Annotated in this window: 14 protein-coding genes and 1 pseudogene; 3 read left to right on the forward strand and 12 right to left on the reverse strand. The window is 46.1% G+C overall.

Going from position 1 to position 15,515, the window contains the following annotated elements:
• Window positions 1–77: 77 nt before the first annotated feature.
• A pseudogene (locus tag E0698_RS12830) lies at window positions 78–386 on the reverse strand (NucA/NucB deoxyribonuclease domain-containing protein); the annotation flags it as partial.
• Between the two features lie 138 nt (window positions 387–524).
• Between E0698_RS12830 and E0698_RS12835 the strand changes: the two are divergent.
• Window positions 525–719, forward strand: coding sequence for a hypothetical protein (locus E0698_RS12835; protein ID WP_013310963.1), 195 nt, complete (start codon window positions 525–527; stop codon window positions 717–719).
• Window positions 720–1,106: 387 nt separating this feature from the next.
• On the forward strand, window positions 1,107–1,409 hold the full coding sequence (locus tag E0698_RS12840) for a hypothetical protein (protein WP_192511820.1): 303 nt from the start codon (window positions 1,107–1,109) through the stop codon (window positions 1,407–1,409).
• 70 nt (window positions 1,410–1,479) lie between these two features.
• On the opposite strand, the gene E0698_RS12845 is transcribed toward E0698_RS12840, so the two are convergent.
• The 11 genes from E0698_RS12845 to E0698_RS12895 all read right to left on the reverse strand — a co-directional run bounded on the left by E0698_RS12845 (window position 1,480) and on the right by E0698_RS12895 (window position 13,700).
• Window positions 1,480–3,357 carry an Ig-like domain-containing protein gene (locus E0698_RS12845; RefSeq protein WP_192511821.1) on the reverse strand — a complete coding sequence of 626 codons (1,878 nt, stop codon included), beginning with the start codon at window positions 3,355–3,357 and terminating at the stop codon, window positions 1,480–1,482.
• Between the two features lie 121 nt (window positions 3,358–3,478).
• The gene (locus tag E0698_RS12850; RefSeq protein WP_134913545.1) at window positions 3,479–3,901 is read right to left on the reverse strand and encodes a hypothetical protein; all 423 of its coding nucleotides are present in this window, start codon (window positions 3,899–3,901) and stop codon (window positions 3,479–3,481) included.
• A gap of 16 nt (window positions 3,902–3,917) precedes the next feature.
• The gene (locus tag E0698_RS12855) at window positions 3,918–4,586 is read right to left on the reverse strand and encodes a uracil-DNA glycosylase (RefSeq protein WP_192511822.1); all 669 of its coding nucleotides are present in this window, start codon (window positions 4,584–4,586) and stop codon (window positions 3,918–3,920) included.
• A gap of 275 nt (window positions 4,587–4,861) precedes the next feature.
• Window positions 4,862–5,521 carry an S-layer homology domain-containing protein gene (locus E0698_RS12860; protein WP_192511823.1) on the reverse strand — a complete coding sequence of 220 codons (660 nt, stop codon included), beginning with the start codon at window positions 5,519–5,521 and terminating at the stop codon, window positions 4,862–4,864.
• Between the two features lie 119 nt (window positions 5,522–5,640).
• Complete coding sequence (locus E0698_RS12865) at window positions 5,641–6,927, reverse strand: apiosidase-like domain-containing protein (RefSeq protein WP_192511824.1); 1,287 nt, start codon at window positions 6,925–6,927, stop codon at window positions 5,641–5,643.
• Window positions 6,928–6,998: 71 nt separating this feature from the next.
• On the reverse strand, window positions 6,999–8,303 hold the full coding sequence (locus E0698_RS12870) for a PTS sugar transporter subunit IIC (protein WP_134913542.1): 1,305 nt from the start codon (window positions 8,301–8,303) through the stop codon (window positions 6,999–7,001).
• 45 nt (window positions 8,304–8,348) lie between these two features.
• A complete protein-coding gene (locus E0698_RS12875; RefSeq protein WP_192511825.1) occupies window positions 8,349–9,758 on the reverse strand; it encodes a glycoside hydrolase family 1 protein in 1,410 nt (469 codons plus the stop codon).
• Window positions 9,759–9,804: 46 nt separating this feature from the next.
• Window positions 9,805–10,104, reverse strand: a complete 300-nt coding sequence (locus tag E0698_RS12880) for a PTS sugar transporter subunit IIB (protein WP_023989371.1) — start codon at window positions 10,102–10,104, stop codon at window positions 9,805–9,807.
• Window positions 10,101–10,460 carry a PTS lactose/cellobiose transporter subunit IIA gene (locus E0698_RS12885; RefSeq protein ID WP_134913540.1) on the reverse strand — a complete coding sequence of 120 codons (360 nt, stop codon included), beginning with the start codon at window positions 10,458–10,460 and terminating at the stop codon, window positions 10,101–10,103. Before E0698_RS12885 ends, E0698_RS12880 begins: the two co-directional genes overlap by 4 nt.
• A gap of 177 nt (window positions 10,461–10,637) precedes the next feature.
• Entirely contained in the window at window positions 10,638–12,587 is a 1,950-nt protein-coding gene (locus E0698_RS12890; protein WP_192511826.1) for a BglG family transcription antiterminator, read from the reverse strand.
• Between the two features lie 42 nt (window positions 12,588–12,629).
• Window positions 12,630–13,700, reverse strand: a complete 1,071-nt coding sequence (locus tag E0698_RS12895) for a LacI family DNA-binding transcriptional regulator (RefSeq protein WP_044648221.1) — start codon at window positions 13,698–13,700, stop codon at window positions 12,630–12,632.
• A 312-nt stretch (window positions 13,701–14,012) separates the two neighbouring features.
• Here E0698_RS12895 and E0698_RS12900 point away from each other — a divergent pair, with 312 nt between their 5' ends.
• The gene (locus tag E0698_RS12900; protein WP_192511827.1) at window positions 14,013–15,476 is read left to right on the forward strand and encodes an L-fucose/L-arabinose isomerase family protein; all 1,464 of its coding nucleotides are present in this window, start codon (window positions 14,013–14,015) and stop codon (window positions 15,474–15,476) included.
• The last annotated feature ends 39 nt before the right edge of the window (window positions 15,477–15,515 follow it).

Genomic DNA, 15,515 nt, shown 5'->3' on the forward strand with positions numbered 1-15,515 from the left:
TTGGGCGATGACAGGCTTCGCAACCTAACCTGTTGCCTTGCTATCAGCAAATTCAGTTTATGCCCTTATGGGCGCACGCACATAGCCATCGGCCATTCGTCACGATCGTATCCTTTACGAGTGGGAACACCTGCAAGCGAATGCTTGCGATTTTGCTCGGCTCCTTCACGGTCAATTGTGCATACCGGTGATTTCCCCGCCTGAATGGCTTCCTTGATATGCTGCGCCGTTTCAGGATAACGACCTGACGGAAATTGCAGCGTAACCTGAGCCGATGCAGGCGGGTTCTCTCCTGTCGTTTTCGTAAGAAGATTGCCACCTTCAAACCAGTACGCGCCCGCAGCTAGCAGCACTAAGACTATAAAACTCAGCAACTTTTTCTTCAATTTTCTTCTTCCCTTCAAGCTATTCCAGTAGATGCCTTCAACTAAGGTAATCCCCGGATTTTATTTTTTGTAACCCCTTACTGACTAAAAAAAGGTTGAATATTCGACGACAAATAGTATAGAGAGGAGGTTGTACGAATGAACGATGAGATCAAACTGGCCGTGAGCCAAATGCAAGCCGTTGTAATCCGCTTACTGAATGGAAGTACCGTAATTGGCTGGCCTAAGCTCCTATCTGACCAAGAAACTCAGCAATTCAAGCTTTATGATGACGAACACGTATATACGATTTCCGTTAATGACGTGGATACAGTCGCAAGAGTTATTGTATAAGATACAGGAAGCGACTTAATGAGACATCCAGCGGACAAGCCCAAACAAGGCACACCACAGGAGAAGACTGATCAGAATCCCCCAAAATAAACCTTTAAAAAGCTTCATACCATACTGACAACCTTTCCGACTGGGCTTTTCCCCCATTATAACATGTCAGAAAGACAGCTGTCGCAGCATGCTTTTACATCATCTTCGTATCATATATATTAAATTTTAAAATCACGACACAAAGAAAAAATGAAATTAATTCCGAAAATTATGCCTGATCACCAGTGAAAATGCAATCATGACATAATAAAAGTCACATTTTAATCAAAATTTAATGAAAGTTTTCCGAAAATGATGTATAATTATTGACATAATAAAACGCACGAGGTGATCATCATGGCATTATTAAACAGAGTACAGGAGTTAAAATTGCAACTGCCTAGCGAGCATCACAGCATTTCACAATACGTGGAGCATGCGCTGCATTCAATTGACAGTTTTGTTGAGCAACATCGTCAATTTATAGCCGCTCAGGCTTTGTATGGTGAAAAAATTAATGGCACAGAAGAAAGACTGTTTCGAGATACCATTTCCGAGATTAAAGCTCAACTGGTGACCACGCTGGAAAAGACGGTTGAAGATTTCTCTCACAAAGGCGACAAGCACTGGAAGAACCATTATCAGGACGGCGTAGAATAAGTTGAAAAATAACCCTCGGTTATAGACCGGGGGTTATTTTTGCATAAGTGGATGTGGCAATATGCGTAGACTATTTTAACACTCTGGCAGATGTCGCTACAGTCTTACCACCATAGACTACTTTGATACTGGAACTTCCGGTATCAATCGCCTTCACCTGACCACCAGTAACCTGTACAATCGACGGTTTGGAGGATGTCCATACCGCTGAGCTTGTCACATTAGTAGTTGCGCCTGAATCATAAATTGCATTCACACTAAGCACTTGAGAGGAGCCTTTAGGCAGCTTCAGGTTTTTATTGCTCAATACCAGTTTGAGCAACTTAGGTGTGACCTTGATCTCAACGTTAAACGACTTATCTTGATAAGTGCCCGTAATAGTTGCTGTTCCAATTCCAACGGCTTTAATGGAAGAGCCTTTCACGACCACTACGGAAGCATTCGAGGTTGTCCATTTCACTTTACTGCTCAGCGTTGCTTTTTTACCATCTGTATATATGCCGGTGACTTTGATGGACTTACTTCCTTTCAAATTCATTTCAGCATTCGAAAAGCTTGGTGTCAATGTAGAAATGGCTCCTTCCACAATGACAGGCACTTTCACGTATTTATTCATATACATCGCCTTGATTCCTGAGTTACCGCCACTTACCGCTTTTACTTTACCATTTCCTACTGTAACTGCGGCTGTTGTACCTACCCAACTTACCTGATTGGTAACATCCAGGATTCCGCCACCAGCCATGTGTGCTTTTACTGTCGGAATACTTGCTTCTTGGCCTGCAACCAATACATATTTTTTCTCAGAAGCCGTCAGCTTGAGCACTTTGTATTGCACAGTCACTGGAATATCCAGTTTGAGCGCACCTACCGTTGCTGTCAATGTTGCACTACCTGGGTTCACTGCAACTAGCTTACCATTTGTTATTTTAACTGCACTTTCACTGCTTAAGCTCCATTTTACATCGGATTGAACTGCTTTTTTTGCTCCATTGACCAAATAAGCAGATATACTCGGAAGAGAAGTTTTGCCTCCTGTTTCGAGAGTCAGACTGGCTTTGCTTGAAACCAGTTTTTCAACCGTCGGAAGTACATTAATCTTCAGAGTCTTGCTCAAACCGTGATAGGACGCTGTAATCGTCGAATTCCCTGCATCCATCGGTGTGATTTTTCCTTGCTCGACTGTGGCAACCAGCGGATTGGAGGAAGTCCATTCTGCCGTGTTGGTCACATCAGTTTTACCACCAGTCAGGTTCACATCGGTTGCATTAACCTGAATTGGGGAGCTACCCAGAAAGACCGATTTGGACCCGGATGCATTCAATACTAATGCCTGAGAAGAAGAACGTACATACACGATCGTTTGTGCTTTGAGTTCATCTTTGCTTGCTTTAATGTAAGTCATGCCCTTGGCAAGAGGACGAACCAGACCATCTTCCACTGTAGCCACGGACGGATTCGTGGATGTCCATTCCACACCAGATACTTTTTCTGTACCGCCCGCCGTAAGCGTACCTTGGACAGTCAATTGCTTCGAATCTCCGCTCACCACCAGATTGATGGGACCGGATGGATCTATTTGCAGCTTGCTGTAAGGCGATTTTACTGTAATCGTTGTACTTACCGTTTGCTGTCCATATGTGGCAACAATCTTAATCTGCCCTTTTGACACAGGAGTAATGAGTCCCTTATCTACCTTTAAAATGCTTGAATCCCCAGAGATCCATTCTGCCTTTTGTGTAACATCTTCTTTGCCCTTTTCAGTCAATGACCACACTTTTAATTGAGCGGGGTTTCCACCCAGATTGACTGTAGTCGGATTTTGACTATCCCACTCTACCGTGGAGGTCGTGTTCCCCTCCGCCTGGATCAAACCCGCTGGCAATGCTGCAAATAAAAACATCAGCACAGCAAGTAAGAAGGTACTCCGTTTGCTCATACGTTTCATTCGTTTCTCTCCCTTAGTTTCAGCTCTATAAATTAGGATATAATTAACAATCCTATTACTTTATCGGTAAACAGCTACTTGATTTGAACCCTTAGGAAGAAAAAAAGGTGAATTATAACAGTTAAAGTTCTCCGCGTAGCGACCTGACCACGAACAGATGACCCTCCTTGGACAAGGTTTGTCCATCATCCAGAACGACATCGTAATCCGTGTGACTGGTCAATTTTGTGTTGTAGGCAATCAACTGGTCTTCTTTCCAAACGGTCACCGCCGATTGAAAAAGAATGGCATTATCAAACTGCACTGGAACGCTCATCACATAACCGATAGAATTTAGCTTCGCCGGATGACGGCTTCTGCGCTCACGCCCAGGAGGGAGCATCGTAATATACGTAATATTTTCAAAAGGAATAGACAACATCTTCGGGCCTAAAATAACGCACTTGTGCGTGTCATCCCATTTTTCAATCGTGCCGCGCACCTTTTGGGTATGACCGTTGTTGCCATAATATAAAATGACCTGACGTCCCTTCCATTGACGCATGTCCTCACCTCCAGTGCTAGCGGTTAGGAATCTCCCACCGAATCGGTTCCATTCCATGCTCCAGCAAAAATGCATTGGTTTGCGAAAAAGGCTTGCTGCCGAAAAAGCCCCTATGAGCCGCCAAAGGACTCGGATGGACAGATTTCAAAACCAAATGCTTGCTCGTATTCACGAAGCTTGCTTTTTTCTGGGCATGGCTTCCCCACAAAATAAACACTACCGGCTGCTCACGTTCATTAATCGCCTCAATAACGGCATCCGTGAAACGTTCCCAGCCTATTCCCTGATGAGATTGCGGTTGTCCTTCACGCACGGTCAGCACATTGTTCAGCAGCAGCACTCCCTGCTCTGCCCAAGGAACAAGGTAGCCCTGATTGGGAATGGGAGTACCGATATCAGCACGTAACTCTTTATATATATTTTGCAGAGACGGCGGTGTACGCACACCTGGTCTTACGGAAAAGCTCAAGCCGTGGGCTTGTCCCTCTCCATGATAGGGGTCCTGCCCCAATATAACCGCTTTGGTAAGATGATATGGTGTTAATTTAAGTGCGGAAAACAAATCTTCCTTTGGAGGGTAGACTTTATGTATTTTGTATTCACGTGCTAATGTATACCTCAATTCATTGAAATAAGGCTTTTCTACCTCTTCCCGTAAAACTTCATCCCAATCATTACCAAACATAACTCCCGTCTCCTCTCGATATATGGGTCCCGAAATGTTTAGGCGTTTTATTTACAAAAAAATAAGCTGGTCTCCCTCATCCGGAGCCAGCTTATTTATTCGTTACCTGTGTTACATGCCGAAGGACCAGGATAGAAACCATACGATAATCAGCTACCGTTGGATCTAAATTCGATTTCCTTATTATAGCATTAACGATAATCGTGTCAAGTAACTGTAAGCCCAAATCCGCACGGTACCTCGTAACAATCAAGGGGTTGGCTCAGAACATTGGATTAAGCCTTATGAGCATTCAGATACTCTAGCGCGTTATACAACATAATGGCTGCTTCCGCACGTGTAATCTCGCTTTTTGGATTAAACTTTCCGCTGGCATCCAAGTTATTGACCTTATATACAAGCGAACGCTGAATGCTGCCTTGATAGGAAGACTCCAACTTGCTATCATCGGCAATCGTTGCAGGTGCAATTTTGATCATCGGCAGGCTGCCTGCTTTTTCCATGCCCTGAATCAGCATATGGGTGAACTCTTCCTTGGTCAGAGTTTTTGAAGGATCGATATCTTTGGGAATCTCCACGCCATTATAATGCGCGTTGATAAAGGCTTCGGCATACCATGCGGTATCCTTAACATGGGAGAACAGTCCGCTGGCCTGTGGCGCCTTATTAAAATCAATAGCAGCCAAACTGAGCTGAAATCCGCCGGAGATCAACTGAATGCCTTGGGCAGCAGTCACTCTAGAGGCGGGGAGAAACTGCGTATCAGAGACCCCTTTGAGCAAACCCTGATTTTGAAGGGAAATGATTTTGTCTTTGCCGCTTATGCTGTCCAAATCCTTGAACTGATTGCCCGCCGCAAACATTTGATCTCCAAAAGAGAAGGAAAGAAGCAATACTGTGGTCATGGCTGCGAATGCGCTTTTTCTCATATTCATGTAAGTTCCACCTTGTAGTTGAATTAGGCCGCCTGGCCATTAACAACCTCTTTGACGTAGTTCAGGATGGAAAGGTTGCAAGCGATCTAACAGAGATTCGGATGAAGATTGCGGAACGCTCAATTCTTATCTTTCACGCCAATCACGATGACATCCCCCTCAAAATTATGCATATCAATAACCGTTACATTGTCCTGAAACGCTACCGAAGCTGCTGCAAATCGGCGGTATTCCAGGTCGATAATCGTAAAGTCATATTCTCTGAGATCGGCGTCTAGCTTCAGGACCGTGTTCACCGGCACATAAATAGCAATTTTTTCGAAGCCTCTGGTTGAGGCAACTCGAATCTCTTCCGTGTTCTTAAGTACTATGTTCCAAGGCTGCAAATCTACCAGTCCGTACATCTGGAACAGCCACTTCGCGAATCCATAATCCCACGCTCCCTCAAATTTAAGGGCAGCCTGCCATTCATAGGGGCTATCAAAACCTTCCCCGGTAACTCCAAAGCGCTTCCTTTTTTTGTGCCAGCTCCATATTCCATGTGCTCCGTAGGTTACACCGGCTCCCGCACCGGACAAAAGACTTTGCCATGCAGCTTTACGCACGTCGGCACGGCCGAAACGACCGTATTCTCTCCGGCTGTATCCCATCATCTCGTAGCAAGGTTCCGAGTTTAGCACAGGCCGTGTTACCCGCTTGTTGTAGAAGTCCAACGCCAAGGTGTAGGCCTTGGACTGAAACTGCGAATTGTGACCTGATTGGTACATGTAAAAGTCCAAATTAGGATCGTTAATGAACTCATCCGGCAGATCCGCTAGTCTCCCCTGAATGTGAAGAGTAGTCAAACACTCCGGACTATGTGTCTTCACAACGTGAAGAGTGGTGCGGTAATACTCGTTTGCTCGCTCTGACGGGAAGTCGGTATCCCCGCTCACGATATAGATAGGGTGATACTTTGAGAATCGGTCTGCCGCGTAACGCACATACGGTTCTACCGCCTCCAGAGGCATTTTTTTCTCATCACGAAGCTTGGCCGCCCATGTATCCGGGATATAATTGCACCAAAGCAAAACAAGCGCGGGTACAAATCCCTTGCTCACCGCCATCTCGACCATTGTCTCCGCCCTGTCAAAATAGTCTGGATTCAGCGAATAAAAATCGTAGCTCCCGTCCTCAATCCGTTCGAACGGTTCGTAATCCAAATCACTGCCGCTGGCATCCCACTGACGCAGCAAATTGATTTGCAGAACATTAAACCCCTGGCTACTTCTGTAGTCAAGATAATCAGCCCATTCCTCCAGTGAGATGTTGGTAAATGCGCTCCAGACGGTATCCGCCAGATAAAAAAATGGAACTCCTTCATTGACAAAGTAACGTTTGTTCTCCGCTATGCCAAGCTTTATCATACGGCATCCCCCTTATTGCTGTAATGACAGAAAACGGCGAACAGTTCGCCGCTTTCCCTTTTATTGCTCATTTATGAAGTGACGATACTAGCTTGGGCTCCAGCCGTTCCCTCCTGCTCTGACTTCTCCTGTGCTTCGCGTTCCCTGTTCAACGCTTGTTTATCAAGCGTTCTAAAGAATGGATAGTAAATCAACATACAAACGGGAATGAGCAAAAGCTGTGCAGCTGCAAGTCTCCAGCTCCCCTCAATAAAGCCGAGAGCAAAAATCGGAGTGCCAAATGCCGGGTAAATTCCGATGGGTGCAGGCAGCAAGCCCGCAGTTGTCGCAAAATAACCGAGGACGGCGCAGACGATAGGAGCAATGATAAACGGAATAGCCAGGAGCGGATTCAAAACAACTGGAATTCCGAAAATGAGTGGCTCGTGAATCGAGAAGAAAGTCCCCGGAAGACCGAGCTTGCCAATTGTGCGTAATTGCTTACTCTTGGCCAAGAAGACCAGCAGGAGAGCGAAGCCCAGCATCGGCGCATAGTTTGAAAAAATATACCAGAAAGCCAGCCCGATAATGTTTGGAAGCGGAGCTCCCGCCTGGAAAGCGTCGAGATTGGCAAGATCCAGGCTCATCCAGATCGGTTTGACGATGGCAAGCGTTACGATTGCGCCGTGGATTCCGAACATCCAGAGCACCTGCATAATGATGAGGGCGACAATCATAGCCCCCAGTGATCCACCCAGTCCTTCCAGTGGCACTTGCAGATAGGTATAAATAAACTCATGGACCGTACCGAATGACGTATGCATGAACAGACCGGAAACAATAACGAATACCATAGCTACGAGTATCGCCGGAATTAATCCTGAGAATGTTTTGACAACGGTAGGCGGTACTCCTTCGGGCATTTTAATGGTCCAGTTGCGATCGACAATCCAGATATACAATCGGGAAGCGAGCAAGCCAACCAACATGGCGACAAACAAACCCTGCGCACCGAGCCACTGAAGTGGAAGCGCCCGAACTTTATCGAATGTTTGAATCGGCGTCAAAATAAGAAACGAGAGCAGTGCCGTTGCTGCGGGAACCAGCGGGTCCTTGTCAAAAGCTTGCGCCAGTCTGTAGGCGATGAAGAAGACTGCATAGAGGGCGATGATGCCAGTTGTCATCGTCGATCCTAATCCGATAATACCCTTGATGGGTGCGATGAGGTTCTGGTAAGGCTCCCAGGCAAGTGCGGAGAAAAGCGTCGAAAATGCTCCAATAATCAAAAAAGGAAGGGTGGACATCAGTCCATTTGATATAGCGCTCATATAGCGATTTTGCTGAATTTTCCCAGCGTATCTTTGCAATTTATGCGATAGTTTTTTTTCGTTAGCCATATTCCTTCAACTCCTGCTTTAGAGTTTCATCTGTTGTACTATAATCTAGAGAACGCTTCCATCTGAGGAAATCACATTTTTGTACCAATGGAAGCTGTTCTTGCGAATCCGCCGCAATTGTCTCAGGTTGAACTCATCCCGGTCAACATAGACGAATCCGTAACGTTTGCTTACTCCCTGGTGGGTGCTGACCAGATCAATTGCGGACCAAGGACAATAACCAAACAGCTCCACCCCGTCCGTAATAGCCAGCTGGCATTGCTCGATATGCTTGCGCAAGTAATCGATGCGGTAATCATCTCTTACGACATCGCCCTCTTCCAAGGAATCAAAAGCCCCCAGTCCATTCTCGGTAATGATCAGCGGTAGCTGGTAGCGGTCATAGATCTTCCTAAGAGTAACACGCAAGCCTGCCGGATCAATTCCCCAGCCGAACTCCGTTCGCTCCAGGTACTCATTCCCACTCCCGGAAAAAACACCCACTTCCCCCACTGAGATTTGCTGATCCCCCATCCCGCCTTTTTCTGCCGAATTCTGGGTACTGGCTTTGACCGTTGCAGAGCTGTAATAATTAAAAGCGATAAAGTCTGGCTTCGCGGCGGACAGAATACTCATATCACCTTCTTGAATCTCAGGCGTATAGCCTTTTTCCTCGAAGTAGCTCCAGACCAGCGTATTGTAACGGCCAAACACCGCCATATCAAGGTATAACCAATTGCGGATTGTGTTGAAGTTATCAGCCGCCAGCACATCTTCCGGACGCGAAGAAGCTGGATATACGCACGAGATGTTAGGGGCCGGTGCCACTTTAGCTTCAGGTAACATTTCTTTGCACAGAATCATCGCCCTGGCTTGAGCCAGAAGCATATGATGATTTTGCTGATACAATTCCTTTTTTGGATTCTTCAGGTTCGGGTCCAACGTTCCCAAAGCGGAACCGTGCAAAATCATCATGTTTTGTTCGTTAATAGTTAACCAATATTTCACCCGGTCCCCAAAGTGTTCGAACAATGTCTTCGCATACGTTTCAAATGCGTTGATTGTACTACGGTTCGACCATCCGCCTTCTTTTTCCAAAGCTGCCGGAAGATCAAAATGATACATGGTCACGATCGGTTCGATCCCGTATTTTAATAACTCATCAATTAAATGGTTGTAAAACTGTATGCCTTTCGGATTCAATTCCCCTGTTCCCTGCGGATAAATGCGGGTCCAGGCCACCGAGAAGCGATAAGCCTTGAAGCCCATTTCCGCCAGTAAGGAAATGTCTTCCTTATAGTGATGGTAATGATCGCTTGCCACCTTATAATCAGTGATCCCTTCCCGGGGCGGACGGGCGTCAATAACAGACGGCCCTTTTCCGTCCTCGTTCCATGCTCCTTCAAACTGATAGGCCGAGGTCGATCCACCCCATAGAAAATTGGAGTCAAACGCTTTCAATTTATGATATTTCATTTTGACCACCTTCAATGAAAAAGTGTTGATCTATTTGTACAGACGATTATAGATTTAAGGCTTCGGCAAGTACCTTTTCACCATTCATCATGCCATAATCCATTCTGTCGATTACGCTTACCTTGATGCCTTTAGGCTCGTATTTGGTTTTAAAATCATCTTCCAAGTAGCCGACCTGCGGTCCTATCAGCAGTACGTCCGTTTTGTCCGCATACTCTTTAAAAGAGCTTTCGGAAGTAGCTCTGATTTCAACCTCAACATTTTGAGCCTGTGCAGCCTTCTGCATTTTCTGTACCAGCATACTTGTAGACATTCCTGCTGCACATACGAGCGTAATTTGTTTCATTGGTTATTCCTCCCCGATAATGGTGTGATGGATACTGATGCTTCGTAACGGTTCAATCTGCTGTAAAGTTCCACGATATGTCTCGCCAGATCCTTGGTCGTAATGGCAGACATGAGATGGTCTTGTGCATGCACCATTAGCAGTGTCACTTCATGAGCTGTCCCACCCGCTTCCTGCTGGATCAGTCGCGTCTGCGATTTATGCGCTTGAACCAGCTCGTTCTTGCATTCTTCAAGACATTCTGCTGCCTGCTCCGCATTACCCTTCTCGGCAAAGCTGATAGCTTCCATAGCTTTACTCTTCGCAATACCCGAATTTGTTATAAGTCCCATTATGATTTCCTGATACTCATCCATTGAATTCACCCCATGCATTTCATCTCTTTAGCTTACAGATTCAGTGTATACGATTCTTGCCGACTTCTAAACGCAACTCTTTTCCACTAGAAGCGGAAATGCTTACAATGGAAAAAATAGCAAAACTCCGCACGATGCTTGTTCAAAATCCAAGCAGATGTCGTGCAGAGCTTTATTTTAATACAGTTTATGTTTGACAATAATTTGAGCAAAATCCCCGTAGGTTTTGCATTCCAGCATTTGCTGGATAATATCGGAGTCGTCGACCAGTCCCATCAGATGCTTATACATTTTCGCCGGAGGCTCGTCGCCGTTTTTGTTAATACTGAGCAGGCAGACGAACTGCACGGGCTTACCGGACCAATCTATAGGAGATTTCAGTGTACAGACCGCCCATACCGTCCGGTTGCTTTGTGGAATAATGGGATGAGGAATGGCTACCAGATTTCCGTAAGCCGTAGGAGCAGCATTTTCCCTTTCCAGCACCAATCCGATGAATCCCTCGGAAGAGCGGATCAATCCGGAAGCATGCATTCTTTCTCCCAAAAAAGTAATAATCTCTTCTTTTGTAGTGAAGTTCTGTCTCAGAAATACAAGCTCTTCCATAATGTGGCGGAAAGTAAATTCGCCTTCATCCGTCAGCAGCTCTTCAATCTTATCGATGTCACCGCCGCCAAGCAGAGTCTGAACTACCACGACCGGAATGGATAATGTCTGCGGAATTGGAACTGTGCTTACCACAAAATCAATGCCATGCAAAGGAACCTGCTGCAACTTGTAATACTCGGTCGTGCCAGCAACCTCAAGCCTTTCACCGAACTTGCTACGTAGCTTGTAATACAGCAAGCGGGCACTTCCAACACCCGAAGTGCATACGACAAGGCAGCGTTTAGGTCTGTTGTTCATCTGCTGCCTTTCCATGGCGGCCCCGATATGAATCGCCAAATAACCCATTTCTGTCTCTGGTATAGCCAAATTCAGTTTACTCTCGATTAACTTGGCACCTATGACCCCCGCCTGAAAAGCCAAAGGATAATTATTCTTCACATGATCCAGCATCGGATTACGGATATTCATCCCATATTTTACGCGGTTTAGCGCCGATTTCAGATGAAGACATATGCCCATTAACAGTTCTTGATCCCGGCTGATATTCAGGTTAAAGTCCCTGTCAATTTCAGCCAGCATTTCTCTGCCAAGCTCATAAATTCCCCGATCCAAGAGCTTCTGAGGCCCCTCCTCTTCTGTCTGTTGCTCCGTAACTCCCTCAAACCACTTGTTCCCGGCCAGATGCATGGCGATATAAGCAACCTCATCCTCCGGAAAGGTCAAATCCATTTGCTTTTCAATGTGGCTAACGATATGTTCAGCGGCTCGAAATTCCTCGGTAGCCCGAAAATCTTCCCTTTCATTGGAAAGCATCGCGACCCGGTTCCCATCGCGAATACGCTTGCAAGCTATAGCGATATGAATGGACAGGTTGTTGAAGGCAACATCCGACAAAGTGACCCCGTGGTTCTGGATTTGCTCCAGAATAATACCGCGAATGAGTGTCATTTCCCAAGGGGTAACCATTCTCGATGCGGCCTCCACGCCCCCAGTCCTTTCTTCTTCAGAACGGTTGACGATGAATTCAGACATGCAGAAACGTAAGCGAACCTCGTCGCCCCTCAGCTTGACACCGTAATTCGGGCGCTTATCAATGCCGATTCCGTAAGCCTGTAGCATATGCTTAACCTCTTTGAAATCATTTTGTACGGTGGATTTGCTAATGTATAACTCATCCGCCAACTCTTCCAGCTTCAAATAATTTTCTGTAAGTAGGAGGCGCGAGATTAAATAACGCTGTCGGTATTCAGGAGAATTGGGATCATCCGGTTCGTTATACAGGAACAACTGCTGTAGGAGCGTACGAAAGCTGCGGTCGTCCGTGATTTTCAGTTCATACCCCCTTGAACGAACAGGCTGAATCGATGCTCCATGCTTGGCCAGAAATTCATCCAGTTCTCTGATATCGCTACGTACGGTACGTGAAGTAACCTGGATCAATTTTGCCAGATGCTCGCTCTTGACAGGAGTGTCCGCAGCCAGCAAATGCTGTAGAATCGAAACCATTCGCGTATTCATTCAAGGTGACCCCCCGTTCTTTTGTCCAAATCTATCCTCTACTCAGGCCTGCTCGGTTAGCTCGCCTTTAGGTACGAAAGTGGCAGGAGCAGCACAGGAATTGCGCTCTACAAATTTCGTATCCACTGTGATTTTTGCTGTAACCTGCGTTCCCTGCTCAATAGTATCGGTCAGGAGATCGACAGCCAGAACGGCCATTCTTTCTTTTTCTACATGAATGGTCGTTAGCTCCGGCGTAACAATGACCGATTCCGTAATGTTGTCAAAGCCGATAATTGAAGTATCCTGCGGCACCCGGATGCCAAGCTCGCTCATGGTCTTCATGGCGCTGATAGCAATATAGTCGCATTCGCAGAACCAGGCCGTCGGCAAAGTTTTCCCGCTCTCCAGATAAACGGTTAACTGCCGATTCAGATCCTCCTGCGAAGTAAGAATGGTTGGCGCTACAGCCAGCATTTGTGCCTCCGGAATCTTCAGCCCCCGTTCCATGAGTGCCGCCAAAAATCCGCGTTTACGTTCCTCAAAATTATGAATTCGTACATTTGAAGCAATATAACCGATTGAGGTATGACCCATATCGCATAAATAAGCTCCTGCCTGATAAGCACCCATAACATTATTAATCTGGATAAATTGCACGGGAAGCGTATCAAAGCAGGTATCCAGCACAATCAGATTCGGCAGCTTGGCATGAATATCACTGATCTGCTCACGGGTCAAATTGGTTCCCAGAACAATGGTGCCTGCACTGCGTTTCTCCTCTGCAACCATCTGGATATCCCTCTGGAAAAATTCTACGTCGACCGTCGAGAAGATCAACGAATACCCTTTTTGTCGGCAACGTTCCTCAATAAACTGGATTAATTCTTTAAAAAATGGCTGCTGATAGTATTCCTCAAGGACAATGCCCGAATTTGTACACACGAGAAAAAGCAAGGACTTATCACTTCTTGAAGCCGTTATCGTCTTGCTTTTGGGACTGTATCCTGCCTCGTGGGCTACCTGGAGAATACGTTCACGCGTATCCGGGCCAATACCCGGCTTGCCGCTGAAGGCCAGTGAAACAGCTGATTTGGATACGTTGGCCAGCTTAGCGATGTCTTCCATTTTCATGCCCTAATTCTCCATTCTAAATAAGATGAACAACAGCAGTGAAGAGAATAAGTGAAGTTTACACCGAATTGAGATGCGATGCAATAATTAGCTGAATTTATTTATATTTGTTTAGTTATTTGTTTAGTTATTATAACTAAATATCACTGAATAATTCATTGACACCGTTTTAATTCGATGTTACTATGACCTCGACATAGAAATATTCATTGAATTTAGTTTTTACAACTAAACTAATTTCATTTTGTTTAGTTTATTTATTCTATTTTGTTCAGCAAATGTTGTTTATTCAAGTACAGAGGAGACATGATCATGAAGAAATTAAAGTTGGGTTATGCTCCGACGCGCCGATTTACGTTCAGCGCCGACGATGCCTTTAAGTACAAAGTGGAAATTCGCAAGAAAATTGAGAGCTTTGGCATGGATATCGACATTGTAGACCTGGAGGGCCTTAATGAGGAAGGCTTGCTGTATGACGACCATATAAACGCGGATTTAATTGCAAAGCGATTCAAAGAGGAAGAAGTAGACGCTGTTTTTTTCCCACATTGCAACTTTGGTACAGAAGATACTGTAGCTCGTGTAGGCAAGGCGCTCGGCAAGCCTGTCCTGCTGTGGGGACCGCGGGATGAAGCGCCGCTTGCGGACGGCATGCGCCTTCGCGACACCCAATGCGGTATTTTTGCCACAGGTAAAGTGCTGCGAAGATTCAACGTTCCCTTCACCTATGTAACGAACAGTTGGGTGAATGATCCGGTTTTCGAAAGAGGCTTTACCAACTTTGTGGCTGCCGCCAACGTCGTGCGCCAATTCAAGAGCTTACGCATTCTCCAGATTGGCCCCCGCCCTGCTTCGTTCTGGACGATGATGTGCAATGAAGGCGAACTGCTGGAACGCTTCGGCATTGAGATTCATCCCATTACCATTGTCGACATTCAGCTTAGAACCAAAAAAATCGCCTCCAGCAATAGCTCCGAGCTTCTGGAAACGATGGATTACATTAAAGAAAAACTCGATTACAGTGAAGTGACCGAAGATGACGTAAGACGGATAGCTGCTTTAAAGGTCGCCATGAAATCCTTCGCCCGTGAGACGGGAAGCAGCGCTATCGCAATCCAGTGCTGGTCCTCTTTGCAGGATGCCATATCCATTATGCCGTGTCTGGCCAACGCAATCCTGACTGACGAACAAATTCCGGTTACTTGTGAAACAGATATCCATGGAGCCATTACTTCCATTATGGTGCAGGCTGCCTCCATGAACACAATGCCAACCTTCTTCGCAGATATTACTGTTCGACATCCTGAGAATGATAACGGCGAACTTCTCTTCCACTGTGGCAATTTCCCGGTCTCGCTCTCTGTAGAGAACAAACCGAAGTTACGCAAGCATTTTCTCTTCGACGACCATTCTCCCGGAACGCATGAAGGCGAAATCCGCGGTGGCGGTATGACCATTGCCCGATTTGACGGCGACCACGGTGAGTACTCCATGTTCCTCGGGCGTGCCCGGGGTATTGAAGGTCCTTATACCCGCGGCTCCTACGTATGGGTGGAAGTAAACGATTGGCCGCTGTGGGAGGAAAAACTCGTAAAAGGGCCTTACGTCCATCATTCCGTAGGTATCCACGCCAATGTGATCCCGGCCATTTATGAGGCCTGCAATTATATACCCGGCCTGACGCCTGATCCGGTCGATCCCACGGAACAGGAAATTCAAAGCTGGCTTAGAGGATCCGATCTCGCCCGTAATAAGCGCCCGAACATTCACGTTTGAGACGTCTAAAGCGACAAAGACCATCCCTATAATATCTAT

This window comes from Paenibacillus sp. 23TSA30-6 (assembly GCF_014858585.1).
Lineage (GTDB): Bacteria > Bacillota > Bacilli > Paenibacillales > Paenibacillaceae > Paenibacillus.

What these genes read in the sequence shown, in the direction of transcription:
- E0698_RS12880 (WP_023989371.1), bottom strand. Translation starts at nt 10,104, where the DNA reads ATGAAACAAATTACGCTCGTATGTGCAGCAGGAATGTCTACAAGTATG.
- E0698_RS12870 (WP_134913542.1), bottom strand. Translation starts at nt 8,303, where the DNA reads ATGGCTAACGAAAAAAAACTATCGCATAAATTGCAAAGATACGCTGGG.
- E0698_RS12855 (WP_192511822.1), bottom strand. Translation starts at nt 4,586, where the DNA reads ATGTTTGGTAATGATTGGGATGAAGTTTTACGGGAAGAGGTAGAAAAG.
- E0698_RS12885 (WP_134913540.1), bottom strand. Translation starts at nt 10,460, where the DNA reads ATGGATGAGTATCAGGAAATCATAATGGGACTTATAACAAATTCGGGT.
- E0698_RS12865 (WP_192511824.1), bottom strand. Translation starts at nt 6,927, where the DNA reads ATGATAAAGCTTGGCATAGCGGAGAACAAACGTTACTTTGTCAATGAA.
- E0698_RS12845 (WP_192511821.1), bottom strand. Translation starts at nt 3,357, where the DNA reads ATGAAACGTATGAGCAAACGGAGTACCTTCTTACTTGCTGTGCTGATG.
- E0698_RS12900 (WP_192511827.1), top strand. Translation starts at nt 14,013, where the DNA reads ATGAAGAAATTAAAGTTGGGTTATGCTCCGACGCGCCGATTTACGTTC.
- E0698_RS12850 (WP_134913545.1), bottom strand. Translation starts at nt 3,901, where the DNA reads ATGCGTCAATGGAAGGGACGTCAGGTCATTTTATATTATGGCAACAAC.
- E0698_RS12835 (WP_013310963.1), top strand. Translation starts at nt 525, where the DNA reads ATGAACGATGAGATCAAACTGGCCGTGAGCCAAATGCAAGCCGTTGTA.
- E0698_RS12860 (WP_192511823.1), bottom strand. Translation starts at nt 5,521, where the DNA reads ATGAATATGAGAAAAAGCGCATTCGCAGCCATGACCACAGTATTGCTT.
- E0698_RS12890 (WP_192511826.1), bottom strand. Translation starts at nt 12,587, where the DNA reads ATGAATACGCGAATGGTTTCGATTCTACAGCATTTGCTGGCTGCGGAC.
- E0698_RS12875 (WP_192511825.1), bottom strand. Translation starts at nt 9,758, where the DNA reads ATGAAATATCATAAATTGAAAGCGTTTGACTCCAATTTTCTATGGGGT.
- E0698_RS12895 (WP_044648221.1), bottom strand. Translation starts at nt 13,700, where the DNA reads ATGAAAATGGAAGACATCGCTAAGCTGGCCAACGTATCCAAATCAGCT.
- E0698_RS12840 (WP_192511820.1), top strand. Translation starts at nt 1,107, where the DNA reads ATGGCATTATTAAACAGAGTACAGGAGTTAAAATTGCAACTGCCTAGC.